At 54.7% G+C, this 21,382-nt stretch carries 21 protein-coding genes; 3 read left to right on the plus strand and 18 right to left on the minus strand.

Annotated elements, in window-relative coordinates; translation table 11 throughout:
• The first annotated feature begins 820 nt into the window (after positions 1-820).
• Positions 821-943, plus strand: coding sequence for a hypothetical protein (locus tag Poly51_RS31645; protein ID WP_261344137.1), 123 nt, complete (start codon positions 821-823; stop codon positions 941-943).
• A gap of 291 nt (positions 944-1,234) precedes the next feature.
• Here Poly51_RS31645 and Poly51_RS28185 read toward each other — a convergent pair whose 3' ends face one another.
• The 4 genes from Poly51_RS28185 to Poly51_RS30805 all read right to left on the minus strand — a co-directional run bounded on the left by Poly51_RS28185 (position 1,235) and on the right by Poly51_RS30805 (position 3,908).
• Complete coding sequence (locus Poly51_RS28185; protein ID WP_146462306.1) at positions 1,235-1,819, minus strand: hypothetical protein; 585 nt, start codon at positions 1,817-1,819, stop codon at positions 1,235-1,237.
• 397 nt (positions 1,820-2,216) lie between these two features.
• On the minus strand, positions 2,217-2,693 hold the full coding sequence (locus Poly51_RS28190; RefSeq protein ID WP_146462307.1) for a DUF3592 domain-containing protein: 477 nt from the start codon (positions 2,691-2,693) through the stop codon (positions 2,217-2,219).
• A gap of 473 nt (positions 2,694-3,166) precedes the next feature.
• Positions 3,167-3,607, minus strand: a complete 441-nt coding sequence (locus Poly51_RS28195; protein WP_146462308.1) for a hypothetical protein — start codon at positions 3,605-3,607, stop codon at positions 3,167-3,169.
• A gap of 127 nt (positions 3,608-3,734) precedes the next feature.
• Positions 3,735-3,908: a hypothetical protein gene (locus tag Poly51_RS30805; protein ID WP_186775875.1), complete on the minus strand. Its 174-nt coding sequence runs from the start codon at positions 3,906-3,908 to the stop codon at positions 3,735-3,737.
• 1,892 nt (positions 3,909-5,800) lie between these two features.
• Between Poly51_RS30805 and Poly51_RS28200 the strand changes: the two genes are divergently transcribed.
• Positions 5,801-7,138, plus strand: coding sequence for an IS110 family transposase (locus Poly51_RS28200; protein WP_146462381.1), 1,338 nt, complete (start codon positions 5,801-5,803; stop codon positions 7,136-7,138).
• Positions 7,139-7,831: 693 nt separating this feature from the next.
• Here the strand turns inward: Poly51_RS28200 and Poly51_RS28205 are convergent.
• From Poly51_RS28205 to Poly51_RS28240, 8 genes are all read right to left on the minus strand, one after another.
• Positions 7,832-8,311 carry a hypothetical protein gene (locus tag Poly51_RS28205; protein ID WP_146462309.1) on the minus strand — a complete coding sequence of 160 codons (480 nt, stop codon included), beginning with the start codon at positions 8,309-8,311 and terminating at the stop codon, positions 7,832-7,834.
• 96 nt (positions 8,312-8,407) lie between these two features.
• Positions 8,408-9,070 carry a PEP-CTERM sorting domain-containing protein gene (locus Poly51_RS28210; RefSeq protein WP_186775876.1) on the minus strand — a complete coding sequence of 221 codons (663 nt, stop codon included), beginning with the start codon at positions 9,068-9,070 and terminating at the stop codon, positions 8,408-8,410.
• Positions 9,071-10,570: 1,500 nt separating this feature from the next.
• Entirely contained in the window at positions 10,571-11,002 is a 432-nt protein-coding gene (locus Poly51_RS28215) for a hypothetical protein (RefSeq protein WP_146462311.1), read from the minus strand.
• Positions 11,003-11,122: 120 nt separating this feature from the next.
• Positions 11,123-11,611 carry a DUF6980 family protein gene (locus Poly51_RS28220; RefSeq protein WP_146462312.1) on the minus strand — a complete coding sequence of 163 codons (489 nt, stop codon included), beginning with the start codon at positions 11,609-11,611 and terminating at the stop codon, positions 11,123-11,125.
• 17 nt (positions 11,612-11,628) lie between these two features.
• Positions 11,629-12,345, minus strand: coding sequence for a hypothetical protein (locus Poly51_RS28225; protein ID WP_146462313.1), 717 nt, complete (start codon positions 12,343-12,345; stop codon positions 11,629-11,631).
• 218 nt (positions 12,346-12,563) lie between these two features.
• Complete coding sequence (locus Poly51_RS28230) at positions 12,564-12,872, minus strand: hypothetical protein (protein ID WP_146462314.1); 309 nt, start codon at positions 12,870-12,872, stop codon at positions 12,564-12,566.
• Positions 12,873-15,600: 2,728 nt separating this feature from the next.
• On the minus strand, positions 15,601-16,023 hold the full coding sequence (locus tag Poly51_RS28235; protein WP_146462315.1) for a VOC family protein: 423 nt from the start codon (positions 16,021-16,023) through the stop codon (positions 15,601-15,603).
• A gap of 144 nt (positions 16,024-16,167) precedes the next feature.
• The gene (locus Poly51_RS28240) at positions 16,168-16,959 is read right to left on the minus strand and encodes a hypothetical protein (protein ID WP_146462316.1); all 792 of its coding nucleotides are present in this window, start codon (positions 16,957-16,959) and stop codon (positions 16,168-16,170) included.
• Positions 16,960-17,053: 94 nt separating this feature from the next.
• On the opposite strand from Poly51_RS28240, the gene Poly51_RS28245 reads away from it, so the two are divergent.
• On the plus strand, positions 17,054-17,350 hold the full coding sequence (locus Poly51_RS28245) for a hypothetical protein (protein ID WP_146462317.1): 297 nt from the start codon (positions 17,054-17,056) through the stop codon (positions 17,348-17,350).
• A 635-nt stretch (positions 17,351-17,985) separates the two neighbouring features.
• On the opposite strand, the gene Poly51_RS28250 is transcribed toward Poly51_RS28245, so the two are convergent.
• The 6 genes from Poly51_RS28250 to Poly51_RS28280 all read right to left on the minus strand — a co-directional run bounded on the left by Poly51_RS28250 (position 17,986) and on the right by Poly51_RS28280 (position 21,123).
• Positions 17,986-18,387: a hypothetical protein gene (locus Poly51_RS28250; RefSeq protein WP_146462318.1), complete on the minus strand. Its 402-nt coding sequence runs from the start codon at positions 18,385-18,387 to the stop codon at positions 17,986-17,988.
• Between the two features lie 208 nt (positions 18,388-18,595).
• Positions 18,596-18,922, minus strand: coding sequence for a hypothetical protein (locus Poly51_RS28255; RefSeq protein ID WP_146462319.1), 327 nt, complete (start codon positions 18,920-18,922; stop codon positions 18,596-18,598).
• A gap of 120 nt (positions 18,923-19,042) precedes the next feature.
• Positions 19,043-19,444 (minus strand): hypothetical protein, encoded by a 402-nt coding sequence (locus Poly51_RS28260; RefSeq protein WP_146462320.1) that lies wholly within the window; start codon positions 19,442-19,444, stop codon positions 19,043-19,045.
• A 132-nt stretch (positions 19,445-19,576) separates the two neighbouring features.
• Positions 19,577-20,182, minus strand: a complete 606-nt coding sequence (locus Poly51_RS28265) for a hypothetical protein (protein WP_146462321.1) — start codon at positions 20,180-20,182, stop codon at positions 19,577-19,579.
• A gap of 40 nt (positions 20,183-20,222) precedes the next feature.
• Positions 20,223-20,624 (minus strand): hypothetical protein, encoded by a 402-nt coding sequence (locus Poly51_RS28270; RefSeq protein WP_146462322.1) that lies wholly within the window; start codon positions 20,622-20,624, stop codon positions 20,223-20,225.
• Positions 20,625-20,793: 169 nt separating this feature from the next.
• Positions 20,794-21,123 (minus strand): hypothetical protein, encoded by a 330-nt coding sequence (locus Poly51_RS28280; protein ID WP_146462324.1) that lies wholly within the window; start codon positions 21,121-21,123, stop codon positions 20,794-20,796.
• Between the last annotated feature and the right edge of the window lie 259 nt (positions 21,124-21,382).

Here is a 21,382-nt window from a genome sequence, read left to right on the forward strand (position 1 = left end):
ACGTCGTGTTCGTACGTCAATTCGAGACAACCGTTGCATCAAAGCCAGTCGGCACACCCGGCATTCGGGCGATGCAAAGCCCAATCGCAAGCATCCGGTCGGCACTCCGCGCTTTCGTCGGGATAACGTCCGGGTTCACCGGGCCGGGAGGGAAAGGTCAACCATCAGAAAACGCCCGCAAGCCCGGCTCCGGTGCAACCCATGGTTATCAGACTTACAACGCTGCGCTTCGGGGTGGCAGTGGAGGAACATTCGCCCGCTGCCGCAAGCTTCCCATCTTAACGCAATTTGCCCCGCTCACGGGTGGGAAGTGGGTGGTGTTCCTGGAGATCCGAACCGCCGTATGGTGAGCATGGGGACGGCCAGCGAGCACGAGCCGCGCGAGCGGAAAAATAACGACGGAACGTCGCCACCCACAATCGAGCATGGTTTACGAGGCGGTCAGTCGCAACGCCAGTATACCGAAGGGATTGCGAGTACGTCAAATTCGCCGACGATGATGGCCCGGAAGGGACAAAATCAATCGTCGTCGGCGAATTTGACGTTCTCGCAAAGGTTTGAAGCGGGGAAAAGGTCTCCAACAGGTTCGCCCGTTCGATCAGGCGTTGGCTACGCAGTTATGGTTGAAAGTACCCTGGAGGCGGCGACGTTCCGTATCGGCGACGATCAGTAAAAATGCGTGACCAAGGAAGATCGTCGCCGATACGGTACGTCGCCGCCGGGCGTGCAAGCAAAGGGCAAAGCGTCGAATCGCCAACACGAGCATGAATGACCGAGCAAACAGTACGACAGAACCGAACACCGGGTTGACCAACCAGGCATGACCGGGCAGCCTTCGGCCCGCTGGGTGACGCGATTGAGCGCAACCGTCGTCGAACATGAGGACCGATGGAACAACATCGCGAATCAAGGCGACAGCCGCGAAGGGATTTCAGTCGGATAACGGTTGCCATCACCGGGCACGGAGAGTTTGGCATCCATTTGAAAAAACTCGCAAGCCGTGCTCCGTGTGCATGGCGTGGTTATCGCCAAATTTGCAGCGGCGAAAAGGTGACCACCAACGTGCGGTCACCATCTTACCGCGCTGCTGACCGCGCATCAAGCGAATCGCCGAACCCATGTCGTGCCGTCTTGCCGCGCGTAATCACACGACTGCGGCGCAAATGCAATGGTTGTGTTGGCGACGGATTGGGTTGCAGTGACGGTTGCCTGTGCGGCCAGATCAGTTGTTCGTTTAGCCTTCGGCCACGTCGGTGACGGATTGCCCCGAGGATGAAGTGTCGTTTTCGCGACGATCAACGTGACCAAAGTGAATCAATTGTGCCGGAGGAATTGCATTCCAGTCAATCAAGCAAGCTGCGGCGAGCAGTTCAGTTACGGTTCGCAGCAAAAAAACAAAACCGCGTGAACGAAACAAACGTTCGTTCAAAACAATCGCGCGTTCCAATTCAGTGCGATAACGGTTGGCATCACCGGGTGGCGGCGAAAGTCGTGATTTCGAGAAAACCGCACCACCGCCACTCCGGTGCATGCCGTGGTTATCCCATTGCATTGAATCGAGCATTGAATCAGCGTTGGGCAGTGGTGACCACCGTTCGACGGCATAGCGGGCATTGAATCGTGCGGCAAGTTTCGAGCGTTGCCGACCGTCAGCGGGTCGGGCACGGCGACCGAAGGGAGCCGAAACGCGGACTCTCTCGCCAATGGCGAGGCCCGGTGGGAGAAGACAAATGGAGCCATTGGCGAGAGTGTCCGCGTTTCGGCAGCTTGCAGCGGAGTAAACCATTCCAATGCCGGACGAACCGCAAGCTTCGGGCATGGGGAAACGTGGGCAGCAACTTGGAGAACGTGACGTTCCGCATCGCCGGAAAAAATAGATCAGCGTGACCAAGAGATTTTCCGGCGATGCGGTACGTCACGTTCGGACGTGATTTCGAGAAAACCGTTTGAACCAAGGTCGGCCGGCATCCCCGGCAGTCGAACGTTGCCGATCGCACCGCTACGAAGCGAGATCGGTCGGCACCTCCGCGCATTAGTTGGGATAACGTCCAGCGTCACCGGGTCGGGACGATTGCATGTTCTATTTGGAAACGGCTGCAAGCCCGACTCCGGTGCACGCAATGGTTATCAGACTTACAACGCTGCGCTTCGGGGTGGCAGTGGAGGAACATTCGCCCGCTGCCGCAAGCTTCCCATCTTAACGCAATTTGCCCCGCTCACGGGTGGGAAGTGGGTGGTGTTCCTGGAGATCCGCGAACATGTCGTGAAGTTTCGGTCGCAGAGCGGGAAGAACGTAACATCCAAGCACCCATCCCGAAAAACAGCGACGAAATCAATATACGGACAAGCGGGTCGTACCACAAGTAAATGAACGTGCTGACCGAGGCTGTCGCGGGGTTGTCCGCGTTGAAATAGACAGGGACGTTGCCCGCCAACCGTCCAGCCTTGCCTTCTTGCCCCTTCTCCTCGGTGAAACGCACGGTTTCGCCAAGGTAGGAAAACTCAACGACAGGATAGAGCATTGGCGTCCGCTTTGTGCTGCCCCCTGCACGGGCTTGATGGGATATCACGGTTCCCGTCGTTTCGGTACCGAACGCAGCAAGCCATGCCGCGTTGAAGAACGCTGGAATTGCAGTGGCAAGAATAATTGCCGCAATTAGGAATGTCCCTGCGATGACGATTAGTCGCAACATTACAGTGATGATGTCGTGTTGAGCAAGCGTTTCCCTTAGATCGGATAACGGCGCGATTCAGCGGGTTCGCGCCCGCCACGTCTCCATGACGTGAACCGTCGGCCGCGAACTCCGCTGCAATCGTTGGTTATCCGCTCGCAGCTGTTGCGGGCTCCTCCGGTGCGAAGCCTGCGACGGTGAGCATTTGGACAACCGAAACTCCGACCCGAAGGTCGCACCGTGAAGGGAACTTACAAGCACCGCCCTTGCGAACGGTCCACGTAAGTCTAACATTCGCGTAGCGCAACGCTACGCCCTCATTGGCGATATCAAGTCCAACGAGGTTGCGAATCAGTGGACCGTAGCAACTACGAATCCGCTGAATCGCGCCGCTAACCGACAAGGATGTCGGATAACGGTACGCATCAGCGGGCCGGGAAGTTTGAGTGCCCATTCGTGAAAACTCGCAAGCCCGGCTCCGTTGCATGCGATGGTTACCCGTCATGTTTGAAGTACGAGACAAGTGGACAGGGTTCATCACCGTCGTGCCACGGGTCATCGAATCCGTGAAAAACACCCGTCGCGCATGCACCGGCAGAGAAACCTGTGACCTGCGAAATCCAAAGACCAGATACAAGTCGAAGGAAAGAAGTGTCCATATCCGCAAACCTTGCGTCGGCCGGACACATGAGGTCAGTGATGGGTGATGCGAAAATCGGAGTTAGATGATCGTCATCAAACCGTTCAGCGCCTGTGGGCAGTTCACAATTCTTTAGCACTACGGTTTGGTCGAATGGAAGTGAAAACGTGAATCCGTCGCACAACCGAAAGAAGTTGTCCCAGTAATCCATCCCGTTTTCGTCCAACACAATGCGTTGCCAGATTTCAGCGATACGCTTGCCGCGGATGTCCATTAGCGAATCTGGAGTTGTCACGAGGTCATTCGGGTAACGTCGGTCGTCACCGGGCACGGAGAGACAACTTTCCACTTGTGAAATCGCGCAAGCCGTGCTCCGTGTGCACGACATTGTTATCGGTCGTCCGGAACGAGCATTGAATCGTTCAGGAAGTCCGCGTGACTTCGAAATCAGCATACCGAGCGTTGGGTCGTCCAGCAAGTAAATCCGACGCGGTCCCGCAGCAGTGATCCAATCCGGTCTCGATGTCGTCACGAGCGGTGTCGAGTTGCATCGTGCATCGTGCGGTCAAAGTGTCGGTTCCAGATTCGTCAGCCACGAATGAGACGCGGCGAAAGATTCATGATCGACGTCACACACGTCGCAACAAGTCCAACGTTTAGTACCGATAACGTCTAGGATCACCGGGTGGGGACGAAAAAAGCAACCATCAGGAAACGGCCGCAAGCCCCACTCCGGTGCATCCTTTGGTTCTCCGCGGTCAGGGGAAATAGTGCGGGGCGGTTCGTATGGATTGTTAGACGAAGTTGGATTGGGTGACGTAGAATCGCATCCAAGCAGCTCTAGGTCCATGTGCATCGACCGCTGCGGACGACAGGAAATGGCCCAGGCAGAAATAGTGCAAACAGTCGTTGCAGCCAATGCGTTAGGGATGCCGCGAATGAATGGCATGAAGACATACCAGGTGTCGGCTGTTTCAAGGTAGCCTGTTCGTTCGTAGTAGTCTAGGAAGGCCCAGTCGATAGACCGCCAATACACCAAGTATCCAAAGCACGACGCAATGAACGCGACGGGGACAAGCCAAAGTATGTACCGCCACCGCTTGGCAGCGGGAAGCAGGTAAACCAAGCCGGGAAGGAGGAACGTAAGATAGTACCACCAGCTACCGATCGCTGCGTCAAACGCGTCGACGTAGTCGCTCGGTTGTGTTTCAGTCCAAATGGTCATTTCAGTCGGATAACGTTTCACATCACCGGGTGGCGGCGATTGACGTGATTCCAAAGAAACGTGACCACCGCCACTCCGGTGCATGTGTTGGGTATCGGCATTTATGGACGGGCGTTGACCGAGTGTTGGGCAGTGGCAACCACGTCGCCACAGCTTAACGGGCATTGGTTCGGGCGGCAAGCAATTGGGCGTTGATCGGGTCGGCAAGTAAACGGGCATTGCATCCAACGGGCCCAGCAGACGGTAAACGAAGGATCGAAAACGTTCACGCTGGTTCAGCAAACGACAACAGTGAACACTATCAAGGAATGCGAGCGGCGTGGCGGACGTGATTTCGAGAAAACCCTTTGAAGCAAAGTCGGCCGACATCCCCGGCAGTCGGGTGCTGCGGATCGAACCGCTACGAAGCGAGATCGGTCGGCACCTCCGCGCATTAGTTGGGATAACGGTTGGCATCACCGGGTGGCGGCGAAAATCGTGATTTCGAGAAAACCGCACCACCGCCACTCCGGTGCATGCCGTGGTTATCCCATTGCATTGAATCCGCGTTGGGCAGTGGTGACCACCGTTCTCGGACGTGATTTCGAGTCAAGCGTTTAACGAAAAGTCGGCCGGCATCCCCGGCAGTCGAGCGTTGCCGATCGAACCGCAACGAAGCAGGATCAGCCGGCACCTCCGCGCATTAGTTGGGATAACGTCTGCCGTCACCTGGGACGGACGATTGATTTTCCATTCGTTAAACCGCGCAAGCCGTCCTCAGGTGCACGGCTTGGTTACCCGCGTTTTGGTCGTCAGCGGAACAGTTTTTGTGCAGGCCCAGACTTACAACGCTGCGCTTCGGGGTGGCTTTGGAGGAACAGGTTTTTAGTTTTTGGTTGCACGTCATGTTGTGATTTGTGAGAATCAAAATGCACGGATCGGGTCGCGGAGACCGTCTGCGGATTGGTGGTTTTACCCCGCTGGTTATCTTGGTCCTGCTTGACTCTTGACGTTGGCATTGATGGCACGTTGATTGGCCTTCGCTTTTCAACAAGACCTCGTTGGAGAACCTAAACAGCAATATGTCGAGTACGCCCGATCCGTGCCCTTCTTCCCAAGTCCCTTCATCTCTGGCACTCAGGAGCTTCCATTGTGTCACGCAAGAAACGCAAAAACAAGCAAGGCGTCAGTGGTAATAAGAAACCGCTCGAAGTTCGCAACGCTTCGGCGAAACCACGCACGACGCGGCGCGGTGGGCTGCCCGTCGACAACGCACCGCCACCGATCGAATCGCTCAAACAAGTCAACGCCAACGCGGCGGGAATCGACATCGCAGCGAATGTCCACTTCGTTGCGGTGCCGAAAGATCGTGACGCGGAGCATCCGGTTCGCAGCTTTGGAGCCTTCACCGCCGACCTTGATGCGATCGCTGATTGGCTCAGCGAGTGCCGCATCGAAACCGTTGCGATGGAGTCTACCGGTGTCTATTGGATTCCACTGTTTGAGGTGCTTGAGCGTCGTGGCTTTACCGTGATTCTGGTCGAGCCGAGTCAGATCAAGAAGTTTCGCCGCAAAACCGACGTGCTGGACTGTCAATGGATCCAGACGCTGCACACATTCGGTCTGCTCACCGGATCGTTCCGGCCAGAAGATCAGATCATCGTCTTGCGAGCGTACATGCGACAACGCGAGATGCTCGTCAAGAGTGCGGCCCAGCATATCCAACATATGCAAAAAGCGATGGAGCAGATGAACCTCAAACTCACCGAAGTGATTAGCGACATCCTTGGCGCGACGGGTATGGCGATCATCGACGCCATCCTGGCTGGCGAGCGTGATCCGCATCAGCTTGCCAAGCTGCGGAACGAAAAGTGCAAGAACGACGAGGCAACGATTGCCTTAGCGCTGCAAGGCAACTGGCGAGACGAGCACTTGTTCTCATTGCGTCAGGCCATGGACTTGTATCGTTACTATCACCAGAAGATTGTCGAGGTCGACAATCAGATCGAAGCTTACCTACGGCAGTTTGATGATCAGTCCGGTGGCAAGCCGCTCGCCAAACCACCGCGAGCCAAACAACGCAGCAAGACAACCAACGAACCGAAGTTCGATACGCGAACGATGCTTTACGAGATGCTGGGTGTGGACCTGACTAGCATTGACGGGATCGGTGCGCACTCCGCACTTCAAATTGTCTCGGAGATCGGCATCACGGTAGACGCATTCCCCACCGAAAAGCATTTCGTGAGTTGGCTGAGCCTTTGCCCCGAGGCCAACAAGTCGGGCGGTAAAAAGCAGAAGAAGGGGAAGAGCCCGACACATCGCAGCAGCAATCGAGTGGCACAAACGCTTCGCGTTTGCGCCCAGACGTTGATCCAGTCCAAGTGTGCTTTAGGTGCCTTCGGTCGTCGCCTGCGAGGACGCGACGGCGCAGCCAGTGCGATCACGGCGATCGCACGCAAGTTAGCGATCATTGTCTACACGATGCTCAAAACCGGCCGACCGTATAAGGACATTGGAGCGGACGCGTATAACGGTCGATTCCAAGAGAAGTTGGTAGCTAGTCTTCGTCGTCGAGCGACCGAACTGGGCTACGACCTCCAACCGAACTTAGCGGTTTAGCACGACTCAAAGCAAATGAATGCAAGAAGCTGCGATACCGGTACGCGCCGACGACGCAAAAAGGGATCAATCCGTTGCACCGGAGACACGAAGGCTCAAATCAAGCTGCCAAACACCGCTCAAAAACCTGAATCATTCACCCGTCAGACGCGGGGCCGGTAGCTGGTGTTCCTGGAGATCCGCTTCGGGCATGGATCGGCGATCACGCCGTGGTAACGAGTATACCTCCGGCAAAGTCAAGAAAGCAAACAATCGGTCAGGGCGGGTGAGGAAACGAACGCAACGTCGGCCAAAACAGCGTAGCGTTGAAGCGGCGAACAAGTCTCCAGGCCGACGTTGCGTTCGTTTCCGGGAGGATGCAGCGGAGCAAAATCGTCCAACCGTGTGAAAACGCAAGGCGCATGCGGAACGGAAACGTTGGCATCGCCTTGGAGGTCGCGACGTTTCGAAGGGCCGGCGATTGAGGCTGGCGAACGGCCAATCGCGTCTCCACGCCGGCCGTTCGGTGCGTCGCGACCGGACTCGCAAGCAAAGAGCAAAACATCAAAGCGGTGCCCGAACCGAATCGAACAGCACCAACCCGCAACCTCCGAGCATAGTGCGGATAACGTCACCCGTCACCGGGTCGGGAAAGTTGAGTGTCAATTCGTGAAAACGCGCAAGCCCGACTCCGGTGCACGGGATGGTTCGCCGCTACCTGTATACGGCCCAGAGGTAGTTGCTCGATGTATCCGGATCGTGCCAAAGGGTCGTAACTCCCCCGCGTGGAGATTGAACGACCACAAATTTTAGCATGTCTTCGGTGAAGCCGCTGGGCGACCCCATCCGCAGCGTGAATGCCTCACGTTCCTCATTGATCATGGTCGGCTTCAGGTATTCATTGGCGTCCGCGAGCGAGTCCTCAGAAGGCGGGTTGGCGTTTAGCTCGGGTTTGAGGGCTCGAAGGTCATTAACCCATTGTTTCACGTCGGGCAGATCAGCAGTGAAGGTCGCGCGATGCTGTCCGGATAGGTGGGTCACGGAAATCTGTGTCGCGATTGCAGGAACCTCGACGACCGAGCCACTCGGAACGTCCAATGCGTTATCGAAGGTTTCGGTCCTAGGGCCACAGCCAATCGTGGCGATTAGCAAACAGGCGACCAAAGCGTTCGTGTTGCGTACTCGTGCGGACATGTCTTCAGTCGGCGAACGGTACGCGTAACCGGGAACGCGCGAAAATGTCTCTAACAACCAGACCGCTCAGCTCGCGTTCTCCGGTTCACGCGATGGTTATCCGTTTTCGCGGATGCAAAAAGCGTTTTTTCGACGACGCAATCGGGATGATCCAAGCAGAGCAGTCGCCAATCCAAAAAACGCGAGTGACGATGGCTCTGGGACAGCGGTAGCAGTCCCGAATACAAGCGGAGAGCCGATACCGGTAAAGTCGGCTCGCGAGCCAGCCCCGTCCTCAATTCGATCATGGGAGCCAGGTCCAGCAAATCGGAATGTAACCGGATTTCCAACGAATCCAAAATCCGATTCAAATCCGAATTGCACGAAGTCGTCGAGTCCAACGACGTTCTGGTTAAGAAATAAACCGCCGTTCGATGTTAAGTCCGGCGCAGCGTGAAGAAGTAGCTGGGAGGAGGACAGTGAGTACTCCACTTCGGAAAGTGAGCCACCAGCCGCATTGCCAAATATTGAGTTGGAAGAAGTAAAGGTTGTTGTCGCTGCGCTCGATGTCACAGAAAGCGAGAAGTCAATGACGTGACTGCTAAACGCAAGCGAACTAATCGGACCCGGATCAAGAAAACCGTCAGTTTTAACAAAGCCGACTATGTCAATATCCACGCCATCGAAATTGACATCATAGACGAGGTCCGCATTAGCATGCACATTTGCGAACAAAAGGATTGCGGAAGCGGTTGCAATAGAAAAGTAACGTTGAAGCATTGGGTTGCCAATCGTTGAAGGTAGGGTCAGTCGGATAACGCTCGACATCACCGGGTGGCGGCGAAAGTCGCGATTTCGAAAAAACGTGACCACCGCCACTCCGGTGCATGTAATGGTTATCGGATTTTATTAACGGGTGTTGGGCAGAGGAAGCCGCGGCGCAACAGTCTAACGGGCGTTGATTCGTGCAGCAAGCAATCGGGTGTTGTCCGTAAACGAAGGATCCAAAACCTTGCGGTGCAAAAAGCAAACGCCAACGGCAAGCACAGGTTCGGCTTACGAGCGGCGTACGTTGTGGAAATCATCAACGAAGGATCAAGACGGTTGTATCGCAAGCCCGCTAACGCAAATGCCTAACAACAAAATTGCAATCGACCGTCGCAGTAATCGCAAGTGCAACCGAACACGTCAAACATCTGACGGGTCAGTCCGATAACGACCCGCATCACGGGGTGGCGGGAGTTGATGTTGATTTGAAAATCCGCTGGCCACCGCCACTCCCGTGCATGCGATGGTTCGCCGATTTGTGTTGTTGACGGCAAGCCCATCAATCGTACGAGAAGTTCGACTTGAACTTCCATGAGTCTCCATCTTGATCGTATCGGAGTTCCGCCTTTGTCCAGCGGTCACCATTTGACGCCATCAATGAATAGAGTCTTTCGGCCAATTGTGCGAGTAGAGGCGTTATCGTGGCAGTACCTTGCTCTCCGCGATGATTCTTGAGGGAGTAATCAATCCTTCGTCCGTCGCAGGTAATGGTTAGAACGGCGTTCGTCCAGTTTTCGGGGCAGCATCCAAGCGTTTCAGCTCCGATTTCGTCAAACACCGGAGCGACTTGTTTGAAAGCGTCGGGAACTTTGTCTGGATCAGTAACCGCATTTGACTTGCGACCAAAGAGTTTCCCGAAGAAGCTCACGATTATTCCTTTCGGCGAACGTTGACGATCAGCCGGCGGCGACGGAAGACCAACCACTTCAAAACGCCCGACTTCCTCGCTCGGTTGCATCGTTTGGTTCCCCGCTTTTCCGGCGGGCGTTGACGTCATCCAAGTGATCGACGACGGCACAATTGTAACGCACGAAACAACAGCCAGTACATCCGCGTGAAGTCATCGTTCAGGTGTCTCGTTGGTGTTTCGATGCAATATCGCAGAAGCAATGGCAACAATCGAGACGCACAGTCCCGAATACACCAATCCGGGGAGCCAACCGACCACAATTGATATGCCCGGCGCAAGGCTGTTGTATTCCGGATCAGTCGCAAGGTTGTATTGAGCGCCCGCAACCATGAGAGCCCAAACAGCGACCGCTCCGTATAAAATCTCGCGACCCCTGCTGCGACTGACGATTGCAAGTATCGGCGGAAATAGTAGCGTCAGAGTTGCGAACACCGCGTCCAGTGGGGAGCCTCATTTGTGTCGGGGAACGGTAGAAATCACGGGGAACGGGCGAACGACTTGCAAGCAGACGAGAAAACGAACCACCCGTTCTCCCGTGCATTTCATGGTTCCCCGTCGTCTTGAATAGCGAAGAGGTATCCACAGACGGTTGAGTGGACATTGTATCCCGGCACGGAATCAGAGTCCACGAACTTGGAATCGCGCAATCGTCCGTTGACGAACAACCAGGTTCTGTCAAACGATCGCGTGCAGGTTTCAGCGCGTTCCGCAAGATTGTATTCGTCGGCATATGACTCGATGATGAGGCTCGGCCAGTGCGCCCACCAGACGATTGCGAGGTAGTCACCGTGAATTGGCGTGTCACCATCGAGTGGTACCGCGCGTTTAACGATCCGTGGTTCGTCGGGAAGATAGAGATGGCGATTGATTTCGTGTGCACTCGAAATAATTCGGCAGAAATCGTCGGCGGTCCATCGTTCGTCAACGGGAAGTGTCGCGTTGATCTGTTCGACGGCACGTTGCAGTGTCAGCATCAAACTTGTTTCGGGGAACGGTCGGCATAACCGGGCGACCGCAATCCGGTTTCTAACTACCAAAGAACACGATCGGTCGCTCCGTGTTCATGCCTTGGTTCTGTGCTTCTTGTACTGGGTCTACCGTGCGTTCAGACCAACATACTTACCATGCAGTTCCCAGTGGACACTGCCATCAGTTCGTTCGGTAATCCATATCTCGGCGACATCAGAAAGTTCATGGTATTGAATAAGCCGATGGTGTGCGATACGTGGACCTGCATCTTCAGTTTCGTCGCGGCACGATGTTGATGTTCTATCGTAATCAGGTTTGCCAAAGCGATTGATGGCGTCGTCCATTGTCGTCACGCCCTCTAGCAGTTTTGCGAGACGAGATTCTTCAGGACCGGGAATCTGCGCAAATAGAAGATCGCGTTTCGATTCGGGTGCAGCTCCCCCGCAAAAAGGGCAATGACGGATGACGAGTAGCGCGCCATCGTTCCAGGTGAAATGGTATTCGTTCGTGTCCGTGTCAAAGACGATGGGGTAAGACGGATCGTTTGCGGTTCTTTGCAGTAAATCGCAGGTACATGGTTTGTCGGTGACAGAAGCGTGTTTGGATATGGCCATCATTCAGTCACAGAACGTTACGCATCAGCGGGGACGGGCGAACGACTTGCAAGCAGACGAGAAAACTGACCACCCGTCCTCCGTTGAATGCGATGGTTCCGTCTTGTAACAGCGATCCACGCGAGAATGGCAAATGACCCTAGAAAGACAGTACCAGATGGCTCTGGAACAGACGTGGCAGTCAGTGTTGCAAAATCTGAGTCCCAGTCCCAGCGGTATGTGCCGGGAATGACTCCAAGTGATGAAAGTGAGTGTCCAGTGAATGTCGCCGTCCCAGAGATTGGACTATTCGATATGTAACCTGCAGGCAAAGCAAAAACGAAAAATCCAGCTGGATCGTCGTTAAATTGAATGAAGATCCCGTCGCCGCTTGATGAAGTAGCAGACAGTTCAGCTACTCCAGGACCTATAGTCAGTGGATTTGTGTTTCCCAAAGGCGTAGGAGAAAAATATAAGTCCAACGGCGTCCCTACGTCGTAGCCCACTCCAATTCCAAAATCAGGCTCAACAGAGGCGAGTTGGTTCGCGACTTCGCTTAAAATAAACCCGCTGCCATTTAAATCGACACTTCCAGTGCCCGTGAGCACGACGCCTCCCCCAAACTCTTGCATCGTGAAAACGATTGCAGCACTTCCGACGTTGTGTACGCCTAGTGAAAGCAGACAAAAGAAAGCGGAGACGCAAAAATTCGAGGCAGATAGGTTCATGGCGAGTTGGTAGACAAAGAGGGACATCTGAAAGTTGAAAATCAAGAAAGACTGACGGAACGTTACCGATCACCCGGTCGCCGGGGTTGATCTTCAATTTGAAAACGCCCGGCTCGGCGACTCGGGTGCATCGGATGGTTCGCCATCTTTACCTTCACGGAGTTCCCAGATGGATGATTGTGAATTGATCGCCAATCGTGTCGTTGTTTCAAGCGAGACAGTGTCAAGGCGGTTTGCAGTGCCAGTTAGTTGGATTCGCGAATCAGGCGTTCTTGGTCGTGCCAAAGCTGACGAATCAGTTGAGCCGCAGGATCGGTCGGTTCAATGAATACCGCAATCTCGCCGTCTGCAGCCTGCGAAACCATGGCATCGTCGGGGATCGCGGCGGTGTATTTTGCGTTCAGTCGAGGGATAACGTCGACAACTAAGTTTCCAGCATCGTTGCGCAAGATTTTGCAGTTGCGGCACATTTCAACATTGTCGCCTTTAATGCCAATGGTTACGGCTTCGGCATCGAGGACCAGCTGTTCAGACGTGCCGTTGTGGTATTGCATTGTGTGTCACTCTTTTGATTGGCGAACGGTGGCCATCACCGGGTGGCGGCGGTTGACGCGATCTCAAAAAAACGTGACCACCGCCACTCCGGTGCATGGCATGGTTATCGGCATTTATGGACGGGCGTTGATCGAACATCGGGAAGTGGCAACAACGCTGCCACAGCTTAACGGGCATTGGTTCGGGCGGCAAGCAATTTGGCGTTGACCGGGTCGGCAAGTAAACGTGCATTGTCATCCGACGGTGCTTGCAGACGTTAAACGAAGAATGGAAAACGTCGTCGTTGGATCAGCAAACGACAACAGCGAGCAACATCGAGGGTTGCGAGCGGCGTGGGGTGTGGCAATCGCCAACGGAGGATTAAGGCGTTTGAATCGGCGAGCAACTAACGCAAGAGCCGAAAGACGCACCAAAAACCAAGCGTTGCAGCACTCGTTTGTGCAAGCAAACACGCGGAGCAGCTGAGGAGTCAGTCCGATAACGGTTGCCATCACCGGGCACGGAGAGTTTGGCATCCATTTGTAAAAACTCGCAAGCCGTGCTCCGTGTGCATGGCGTGGTTATCGCCAAATTTGCAGCGGCGAGAACGTGACCACAAACGTGCGGTCACCGACGAGCACATCTTACCGCGCTGCTGACCGCGCATCAAGCGAATTGCCGAACCGATGTCGTGCTGTTTTGCCGCGTGCAATCAACACGACCGCGGCGCAAATGTAAGTGTTGGGTTGGCGACGGATTGGGTTGCAGTGACGGTTGCCTGTGCGGCCAGGTCAGTTGTTCGTTTAGCCTTCGGCCATGTCGGTGACAGATTGCCCCGAGGACGAAATGTTGTTTTCGCGACGATCAACGTGACCAAAGTGAATCAATTGTGTCGGAGGAATTGCATTCCAGTCAATCAAGCGGCGAGCAGTTAAGTTACGGTTCGCAGCAAAAAACAAATCCGCGTGACCGAAGCAAACGTTCGTTCAAAACAATCGTGTGTTCCAGTTCAGTGCGATAACGTCAGCGGTAACCGAGTCGCCGCTAAGAGACTCATACATTTTAAACAGGTGGACCGGCGACTTCGGTTCACCGCATGGTTATCGAAGGTTGAAAATGAAGTTTCATCTTTACAAAAGCCTGTGGACAGGTCTTTACCACACGACTTTGCTTGGCGGAGAGTTTGCCAACTGTCACGGGCAGGGATCGACACCGGAAGGGGCCATAATTAGTTTGAAGTTAACGGTTGCTGCACTAAGGCAACAACTTCGATAACGGTGGCCATCACCGGGTGGCGGCGGTTGACGCGATCTCAAAAAAACGTGACCACCGCCACTCCGGTGCATGGCATGGTTATCGGCATTTATGGACGGGCGTTGATCGAACATCGGGAAGTGGCAACAACGCTGCCACAGCTTAACGGGCATTGGTTCGGGCGGCAAGCAATTTGGCGTTGACCGGGTCGGCAAGTAAACGTGCATTGTCATCCGACGGTGCTTGCAGACGTTAAACGAAGAATGGAAAACGTCGTCGTTGGATCAGCAAACGACAACAGCGAGCAACATCGAGGGTTGCGAGCGGCGTGGGGTGTGGCAATCGCCAACGGAGGATTAAGGCGTTTGAATCGGCGAGCAACTAACGCAAGAGCCGAAAGACGCACCAAAAACCAAGCGTTGCAGCACTCGTTTGTGCAAGCAAACACGCGGAGCAGCTGAGGAGTCAGTCCGATAACGTCGGTCGTCACCGGGCACGGAGAGACAACTTTCCACTTGTGAAAACGTGCAAGCCGTGCTCCGTGTGCACGACATTGTTATCGGTCGTCCGGAACGAGCGTTGAATCGGTGAGGAAGTCCGCGTGACTTCGAGGTCAGCATATCGGGCGTTGAGTCGTCCAGCAAGCAAATTGCAACGCTTCCGAAAGAGAGTCGATCGTCGTCGGAGTGTCCGACATTGTTGTTGGTCGCGATGCATCACGCGGGCATGTCGAGCACGGCGTGTGTTCGATCAATTCACCGAACGTTTCGTGAAGCGATTCGGTCCGGTAAGGTTGCGACACATTCGGTTCACGATCGATGTCACGAACGTCGCGTCACAACTCCAAGGTTTAGTACCGATAACGGTTGACATCACCGGGTGGCGGCGAACGACGTGCAAGCAGACGAAAGATGTAACCACCGCCACTCCGGTGCATGTCTTGGTTATCCGCCGTCTGGGCTGTTCGGGGGCGGTGCTGCGCGTTTGTTCTCGTCGTGGTTTCTCCGCGACGCAACGGCCCAGCCAATCAATGCGACAAACGAAAGTACCGCTGCAGCGAACGTGACACAAGAGACCAAAGCACCAATAAGGATACCACGAAAATGGCGATCGAAACCAGGCGGCATCATGTTCATTGCGATTGAACCGGCAATAAAGGTAACGACCAGTATGAAGAACCAGTTGCGACAGGAGTTAGACATTGGAAGTGTGTAGTGAGAGCCAGTTTTCCATCATGTGGTGGTTGCGTTGCCTTCGGCCCAGGCGGTGACGTTCCGAACGAAGGCCAGTGTTGACGTATTGCGACAGGTTATGGTTGCCAGGGAGTTTGTTGTTGTCCGAAGATCGACGTACAAACGCCGAGCATTGATCGTGCGTTAACAATGACCGCGCAATGTCACGCGCCCAGTCGGATAACGCTACGCATCAACGGGCCGGCGCGAGACGCGTTGATTTCAAAACCGGCCCGACCGCCGGCTCCGTTGCATGCGATGGTTACCCGCCGTCTTGTTGCACGTTGAATTTCCACGAAACGCCGAAGCGATCAACCACGATACCATACCAGTCGGTGAATGCAGATTTTTCAAACGGAATGACAATAGTTCCACGGTCAGCGAGGCACGCAAACGCACGTTTCGCCCGTTCTGTTGAATCGAATCGCAACAGGAGAGAAAAGCCTGCGAATTCAGGCGGGGTCTCAATATCGTTGAACCCGACATCGCTTGCCATGAAGTCACTGCCATCAATCCGAAAAGTAGCGTGAAAAATTAAGTCTTCCATTCCAGGTTCTGCGTGCGATTGGTCGGGACAATCGCGGAACCGCATCAGAAACACGGTCTCTGCGTCGAGTGCCTCTCGGTAAAATGCGAGCGCCTCTTCAGTGCGTCCGGCAAATCCAAGCGTGGTAATGACTGCCATAGGTGCTAAACCGCTTTGCGGTTTTCGATGAAGTGCGGAAGAGGCCGAGGTGATTTCAGTCGGGTAACGGCCGCCGTCACCGGGCGGCGAGAGAAAAACTAACCATCAAAAAACGCGTTGACGCCGCTCCGGTGCACGGCATGGTTATCCGCAGTCTTCCGTCAGCCAGTCGAGCACAAACGTCGAGTAGCCATCCCAAATCTCGGGAAACCGTGTGACGTTCGGAATATGATTGACCTCAAGCAAATGGGGGACGCCATTGGTGTCAACGATGTAGTCGTTTGCAGCGATCTCAAGCCCGAATCCGCGTGCAACAGCACGCGTATCAGTAACTAAAGCGGAATCGAGATCAATCAAAGAAGCGGTGTCGTGGTGAATAGATTTTAGCCAGTCGTCACCCTCGAGGCGAATCTGCCACGCACGGTCCCCAATGACAACGACACGAATGGCCTCGCCAGAAATAAATGGTTCGACAATGGAGGCATTGTCGGTCACCATCGAATGGTCAAACCGTTCTTTGTTCTCGCCACAGTGCCAGTTGCCCCATTTTGCGACGGACGGCCCGCTGGCAATGTAGTCAAGGCCAGGTGATGAGTATCCACGCGGAGGATCAGCGAATGACGTAAAACGCAATGCACGGGCCAAGCATGGCAATTTGAGCCGACAGTCCATCATCGCCGCAGCGTTCGGCAGGCATTTACCGGCCCAGATAGCTAGCCCAGTGATGAAGTCGTGATCGTCAGCGAAGATGCCGTGAAAAACCATTCGCGAAATCGGAAGGAGCCGAGCGCCACTTGCGGATTGGACAAAGAGTTGGCGATCGCGAACCATCATTTGCGGTAATAGCTCGTGGCACACCATTGGACCACCGTACCGCTGTTTGATGTCGGCAAGTTCGTCGGCGTCTAGGCCAATGATGCAGGGCAGTGGTTCCATACGATTTCTTCGATCGGATAACGGTGGCCGTCAGCGGGCACGGCCCTTGTGGTTTCCATGTCTAATCGCCTCATGCCGTGCTCCGTTGCACGGCATGGTTATCGCCAGTAGCGTCCATTCGGCAAGCGTCACCAGACGGCATCCTATTTCGAGCACAACCATACCGCGCAACGACGCGAGCATCAATCTCGGTCTGAGTCGTCTGCGCACCTATTCGAGTCAGCACATCAGCGCACCTGTTCGAGCATGGGCGTCAGCACACCAATCCGAACGCATCGCCCGCCTGGCCTTCGGCCCCGCCGGTGACGCATCCGTCATTGTGCTGACCAAGGGTTGCGAGCATCACACGCCGCCCGATGTCATCGCAATACTGCTCCAGCGCACCTTCTAGTTGCGATAACGGCGGCGATCAGCGGGCCGGGAAATTTGACTTTCTATTTGTAAAACCATGCAAGCCCGGCTCCGTTGAATCGCATGGTTCGCCGCAATTCGCAGCGGCGTTAGGGCAACCAAGTGTATTGTATTGGCGGCGCATAGTCGCGAGCAACCTCCATCGCGCTGGACGACGGCATGAGGTCCCACCAGCTAAGTGCGGGATCGATAGCGAAATGTCCAAGCAAGTAGCACTAACGGTTCTAAGAGCAGTGACACCATTGTGCCAAGTATCAGTGAAGCAAGTAGATCGTATAACCAACTACCGGTCGCAGGGCCATCGCCGCCCATTGCGACTACGCCAATCGCACATGCGGCAACAGCAATCGTGAGCCCGCAGTACACCTTAAGCATCCAAACAAATGTGGGTCGATTCGGCTCCTTTTGGGCATCGCCGGATGCGCTAGCTCGCTCCGTCTGCGGCGAGTCGTACGGGTTGTTTGACACAGGCAATTGAGATGGGGATTGAGTTTGTGCTGCTGTGGTCGGCGAACGGTTGCGATCAGCGGGCCGGGAGAGTTGACTATCCATTCGGGAAACCCTGCAAGCCCGGCTCCGTTGCATCGCATGGTTCCCCTGCATTTCGTTTTCCCGTCACCATCGCATTGCGTTCCAACGTGGAAAGGTGATGGCAGCAATGATCACCGGAACGATCATCATCATCGCGATGGGACCAGGGCGAGAATAGTGTTCAAGTACCGTCTCGTTCGGTGGCCAAGTGTAAATCAGAACGCAATTTAGCGCGAACAGCCCGAAGTACAAGACAACAGCCCAACGTCGCATCGCGAGCAGCCCAATTCCACAGACGAGGGAAGCGCCCTTTGAAAACGTGTTCCAAAGGTTCCGTTCAAGCGTGAACTCGGACCACGTGAGCGGTTTCATTAGCAGGAATAGGGTGCCGCCGATGATGAGGAACCATGCAAGGATAGTGATCGACACCGGGCGCGATACCGATGGTATGTCTGATGTAACGTCTTCGTGTTCAGCTTGGCTCATCGCGTTGGGCCGCATGTTGCGGTGATTGATCAGGGGAACGGTAGAAATCACGGGGGACGGGGGAAAGACTTGCAAGCAGCCGAGAAAACGGGCCACCCGTCCTCCCGTGCATTTCATGGTTCGCCGTCGTTTGCCGCAAGTTTGCGTCGACCATAGCTGTTGAGTTCTAATTTATGGACACAGTCGGTGCGAATTTCGTTGGAAGCTATCAGAGTCCACGCATGTAATCCGTGACATTGCCGTCATTGTCAATCGTAATGAATCGATGTCCGCCGAGGACGATAGGATGGCGTTGTACAAAGACACGCCATTCGTTTCCATCGCGTTCAACTTCGAATGTCGCGCGATCCGCCCACGTGTCCTGCACCTCCAATTCACGTTTCGCGATGGCGAGAACATCGTCTTCGGTTAGTTCGATCGAGTTGGCATCAGCGACGCTGGATTGCACAACAGCCGGTGTGTTGTCGTTGGGTTTAGAACAACCGATGAATACCGTCAGCGTGACAATCGCGGATAGTTGCAGCAATGCGTTCATGGTTTTGTCGGCGAACGGTAGAAATCACGGGGGACGGGCGAACGACTTGCAAGCAGACGAGAAAACGAACCACCCGTCCTCCCGTGCATTTCATGGTTCCCCGTCGGTTAGTTGCTGCCATCACCATCGCATTGCCTTCCAACGCGGCAAAGTAATGGCGGCCACAATTGCCGGAACAATCATCATTACTGCGATTGGACCGGGGCGGGAGTATTGTACCAGCACCATTTCATTCGGCGGCCATGTATAGATCAAAACGCAGTTCAATGCGAACAGTCCGAAGTATAGGACAACGGCCCAACGGCGCATCCCGAGCAACCCAATGCCACAGACGAGTGAAGCGGCCTTCGAGAACGTGTTCCAGAGGTTTCGTTCGAGTGTGAATTCCGACCAGGTGATCGGTTTCATCAGCAAGAACAGTGCACCGCCAACAATCAGGAACCAAGCAAGGACCGTGATCGAAACTGGGCGTGATCTCGGTGGATCGTCTAAAGTTACCGTTTCGCGATCAGCTTGGGTCATCGTTCGATGCGTCAGCTTACGCTCGACGAGTAGGGGAACGTCTGGGATCAGCGGGCGGCGGGAGTTGACATTGATCTCACGAGAAACCGCACCACCGCCGCTCCGTTGCATCCCCTGGTTCGTCGTTTTCAGTCAGTCCGGGCACCCTAGCTGCGTGCGATGGTCGCGTCTCATTCGATCACCATTAATGTAACAAGTCCCATCCCTAAAGAACATCTCGCCGCGCATTTCGAGCGCATCACCGGCAGTCTTGGGATTCGGGTGATTGGTAGCGATTTCGCAAGATGTGTGATAGGTCCATTCTCCGCCCGGATCCACCTTGCCAAGGGAATCAAGGATAGTGGAAACGTATTCCTCGCAGAAGATTCGCTTGCTGTAGACACCACCGCAGGTATGGAAACAGTAGTCAAAGTCTCCAGATACTTGGAAGTCGTTGGGTGTTGACCATTTCGTTGCGAGTGAGTCAGTAATGGCGGATCGGACCTCAGCTAATCGAGCCCTGAAGTCGTCTTTCTCCTGCTCGGAGGTGAAATTGAGCGGCGTAAATGCGCGTTCGTATGCCGCTTTGAATTCAGGTTTGCTTAGAACGGAGAACATCACAGTTTTATCAGCATGGGGGTCCGTGTTTTCGTTCTCAAAGCATCCGGTAGTAGCAAGAAGGACCAGAAGACAGAAGAGGCGATGCATTTGATACGACGAACGGTACGCATCAGCGGGCCGGGAAGGTTGATGTTCCATTTGTAAAATCCCGCAAGCCCGGCTCCGTTGCATGCGATGGTTACCGGCCGTCTGGGATTTGGTCGGCGTATAGATGATGAACCCAATAGTTTAGGTCAAACGACAGCTCGCCACCACGGAGTGCAATCGTTTCATCACGCCATTTGCGAACATCTTCGTGACTCTTCGCGTCGACATTTGCGAGCAGCTCCTCGATCCGTGCAGCTAGGACCGTGTTGCCAGTGCTCCATGCAGTGAAATCGCCAACAAGTTGATAGAGGCAATGAACGAAGAACTCGCGTTGAATGCAAGACGGATCATTGGCGTACGCTAGGATTAGATCATCGTTGAGCCCATTGCAGACGTACATGTCCCAGTCTTGGTCTGGCCAGGGAGTCGGTTTCCCGAGCTGAACCCAGGCTGCAACGTCACTCGGTGATGGATCGTAAACGTTCATCTTCACGGCGGTGATTGCGGGTTGCTCATTTGTCGCAGCCTGCGCACGAATTCAGTCCGGTAACGTTACCGATCACCCGGTCGGCGCGAGAAATCTTCCATTGTCAAAACGCCCGGCTCGCCGACTCGGGTGCATCGGATGGTTCGCCGCAGTCGGTAGTCGAGCCGATATAGGGTCAAAGCGTTTCCATCCAGTGCGATGGTAGGAACTCGTCTCCGGCATCCCAAGCCGTAATCGCGCCAAGCATCGCTTTGGGCGTTAGCCATACGACACCATTGTATACTTCGTTGCCTTCGTCGTCAGTTTGGTAGTTGTTCACTCGGCACAGCAGTGTGAAGGCCAGCGACGAGGGCTGTCGAATCGCAATCGGTGCCAAGTCTTCGAGCCACGATCGAAATTCGGATCGATCGTCAGGAGTCGCTTCCAAATACCAGGCACGAAATTCTTGAACTTCCCGATCGAATTCGGCTAATTGCTGTGCATTGAATCGAGTTAGGTCTGCCATTTCGTGTTCCGTATTTCACTAGCTTAGGATTGGGCGTAGATCGAGCCACTGTGAGTCGGCGAACGTCCAGCGTCACCGGGTCGGGACGATTGCACGTTCCATTGGAAAAGGGCCGCAAGACCGACTCCGGTGCACGCAATGGTTATCAGACTTACAACGCTGCGCTTCGGGGTGGCAGTGGAGGAACATTCGCCCGCTGCCGCAAGCTTCCCATCTTAACGCAATTTGCCCCGCTCACGGGTGGGAAGTGGGTGGTGTT

The organism is Rubripirellula tenax (genome assembly GCF_007860125.1).
GTDB classification, from domain to species: Bacteria; Planctomycetota; Planctomycetia; order Pirellulales; family Pirellulaceae; genus Rubripirellula; species Rubripirellula tenax.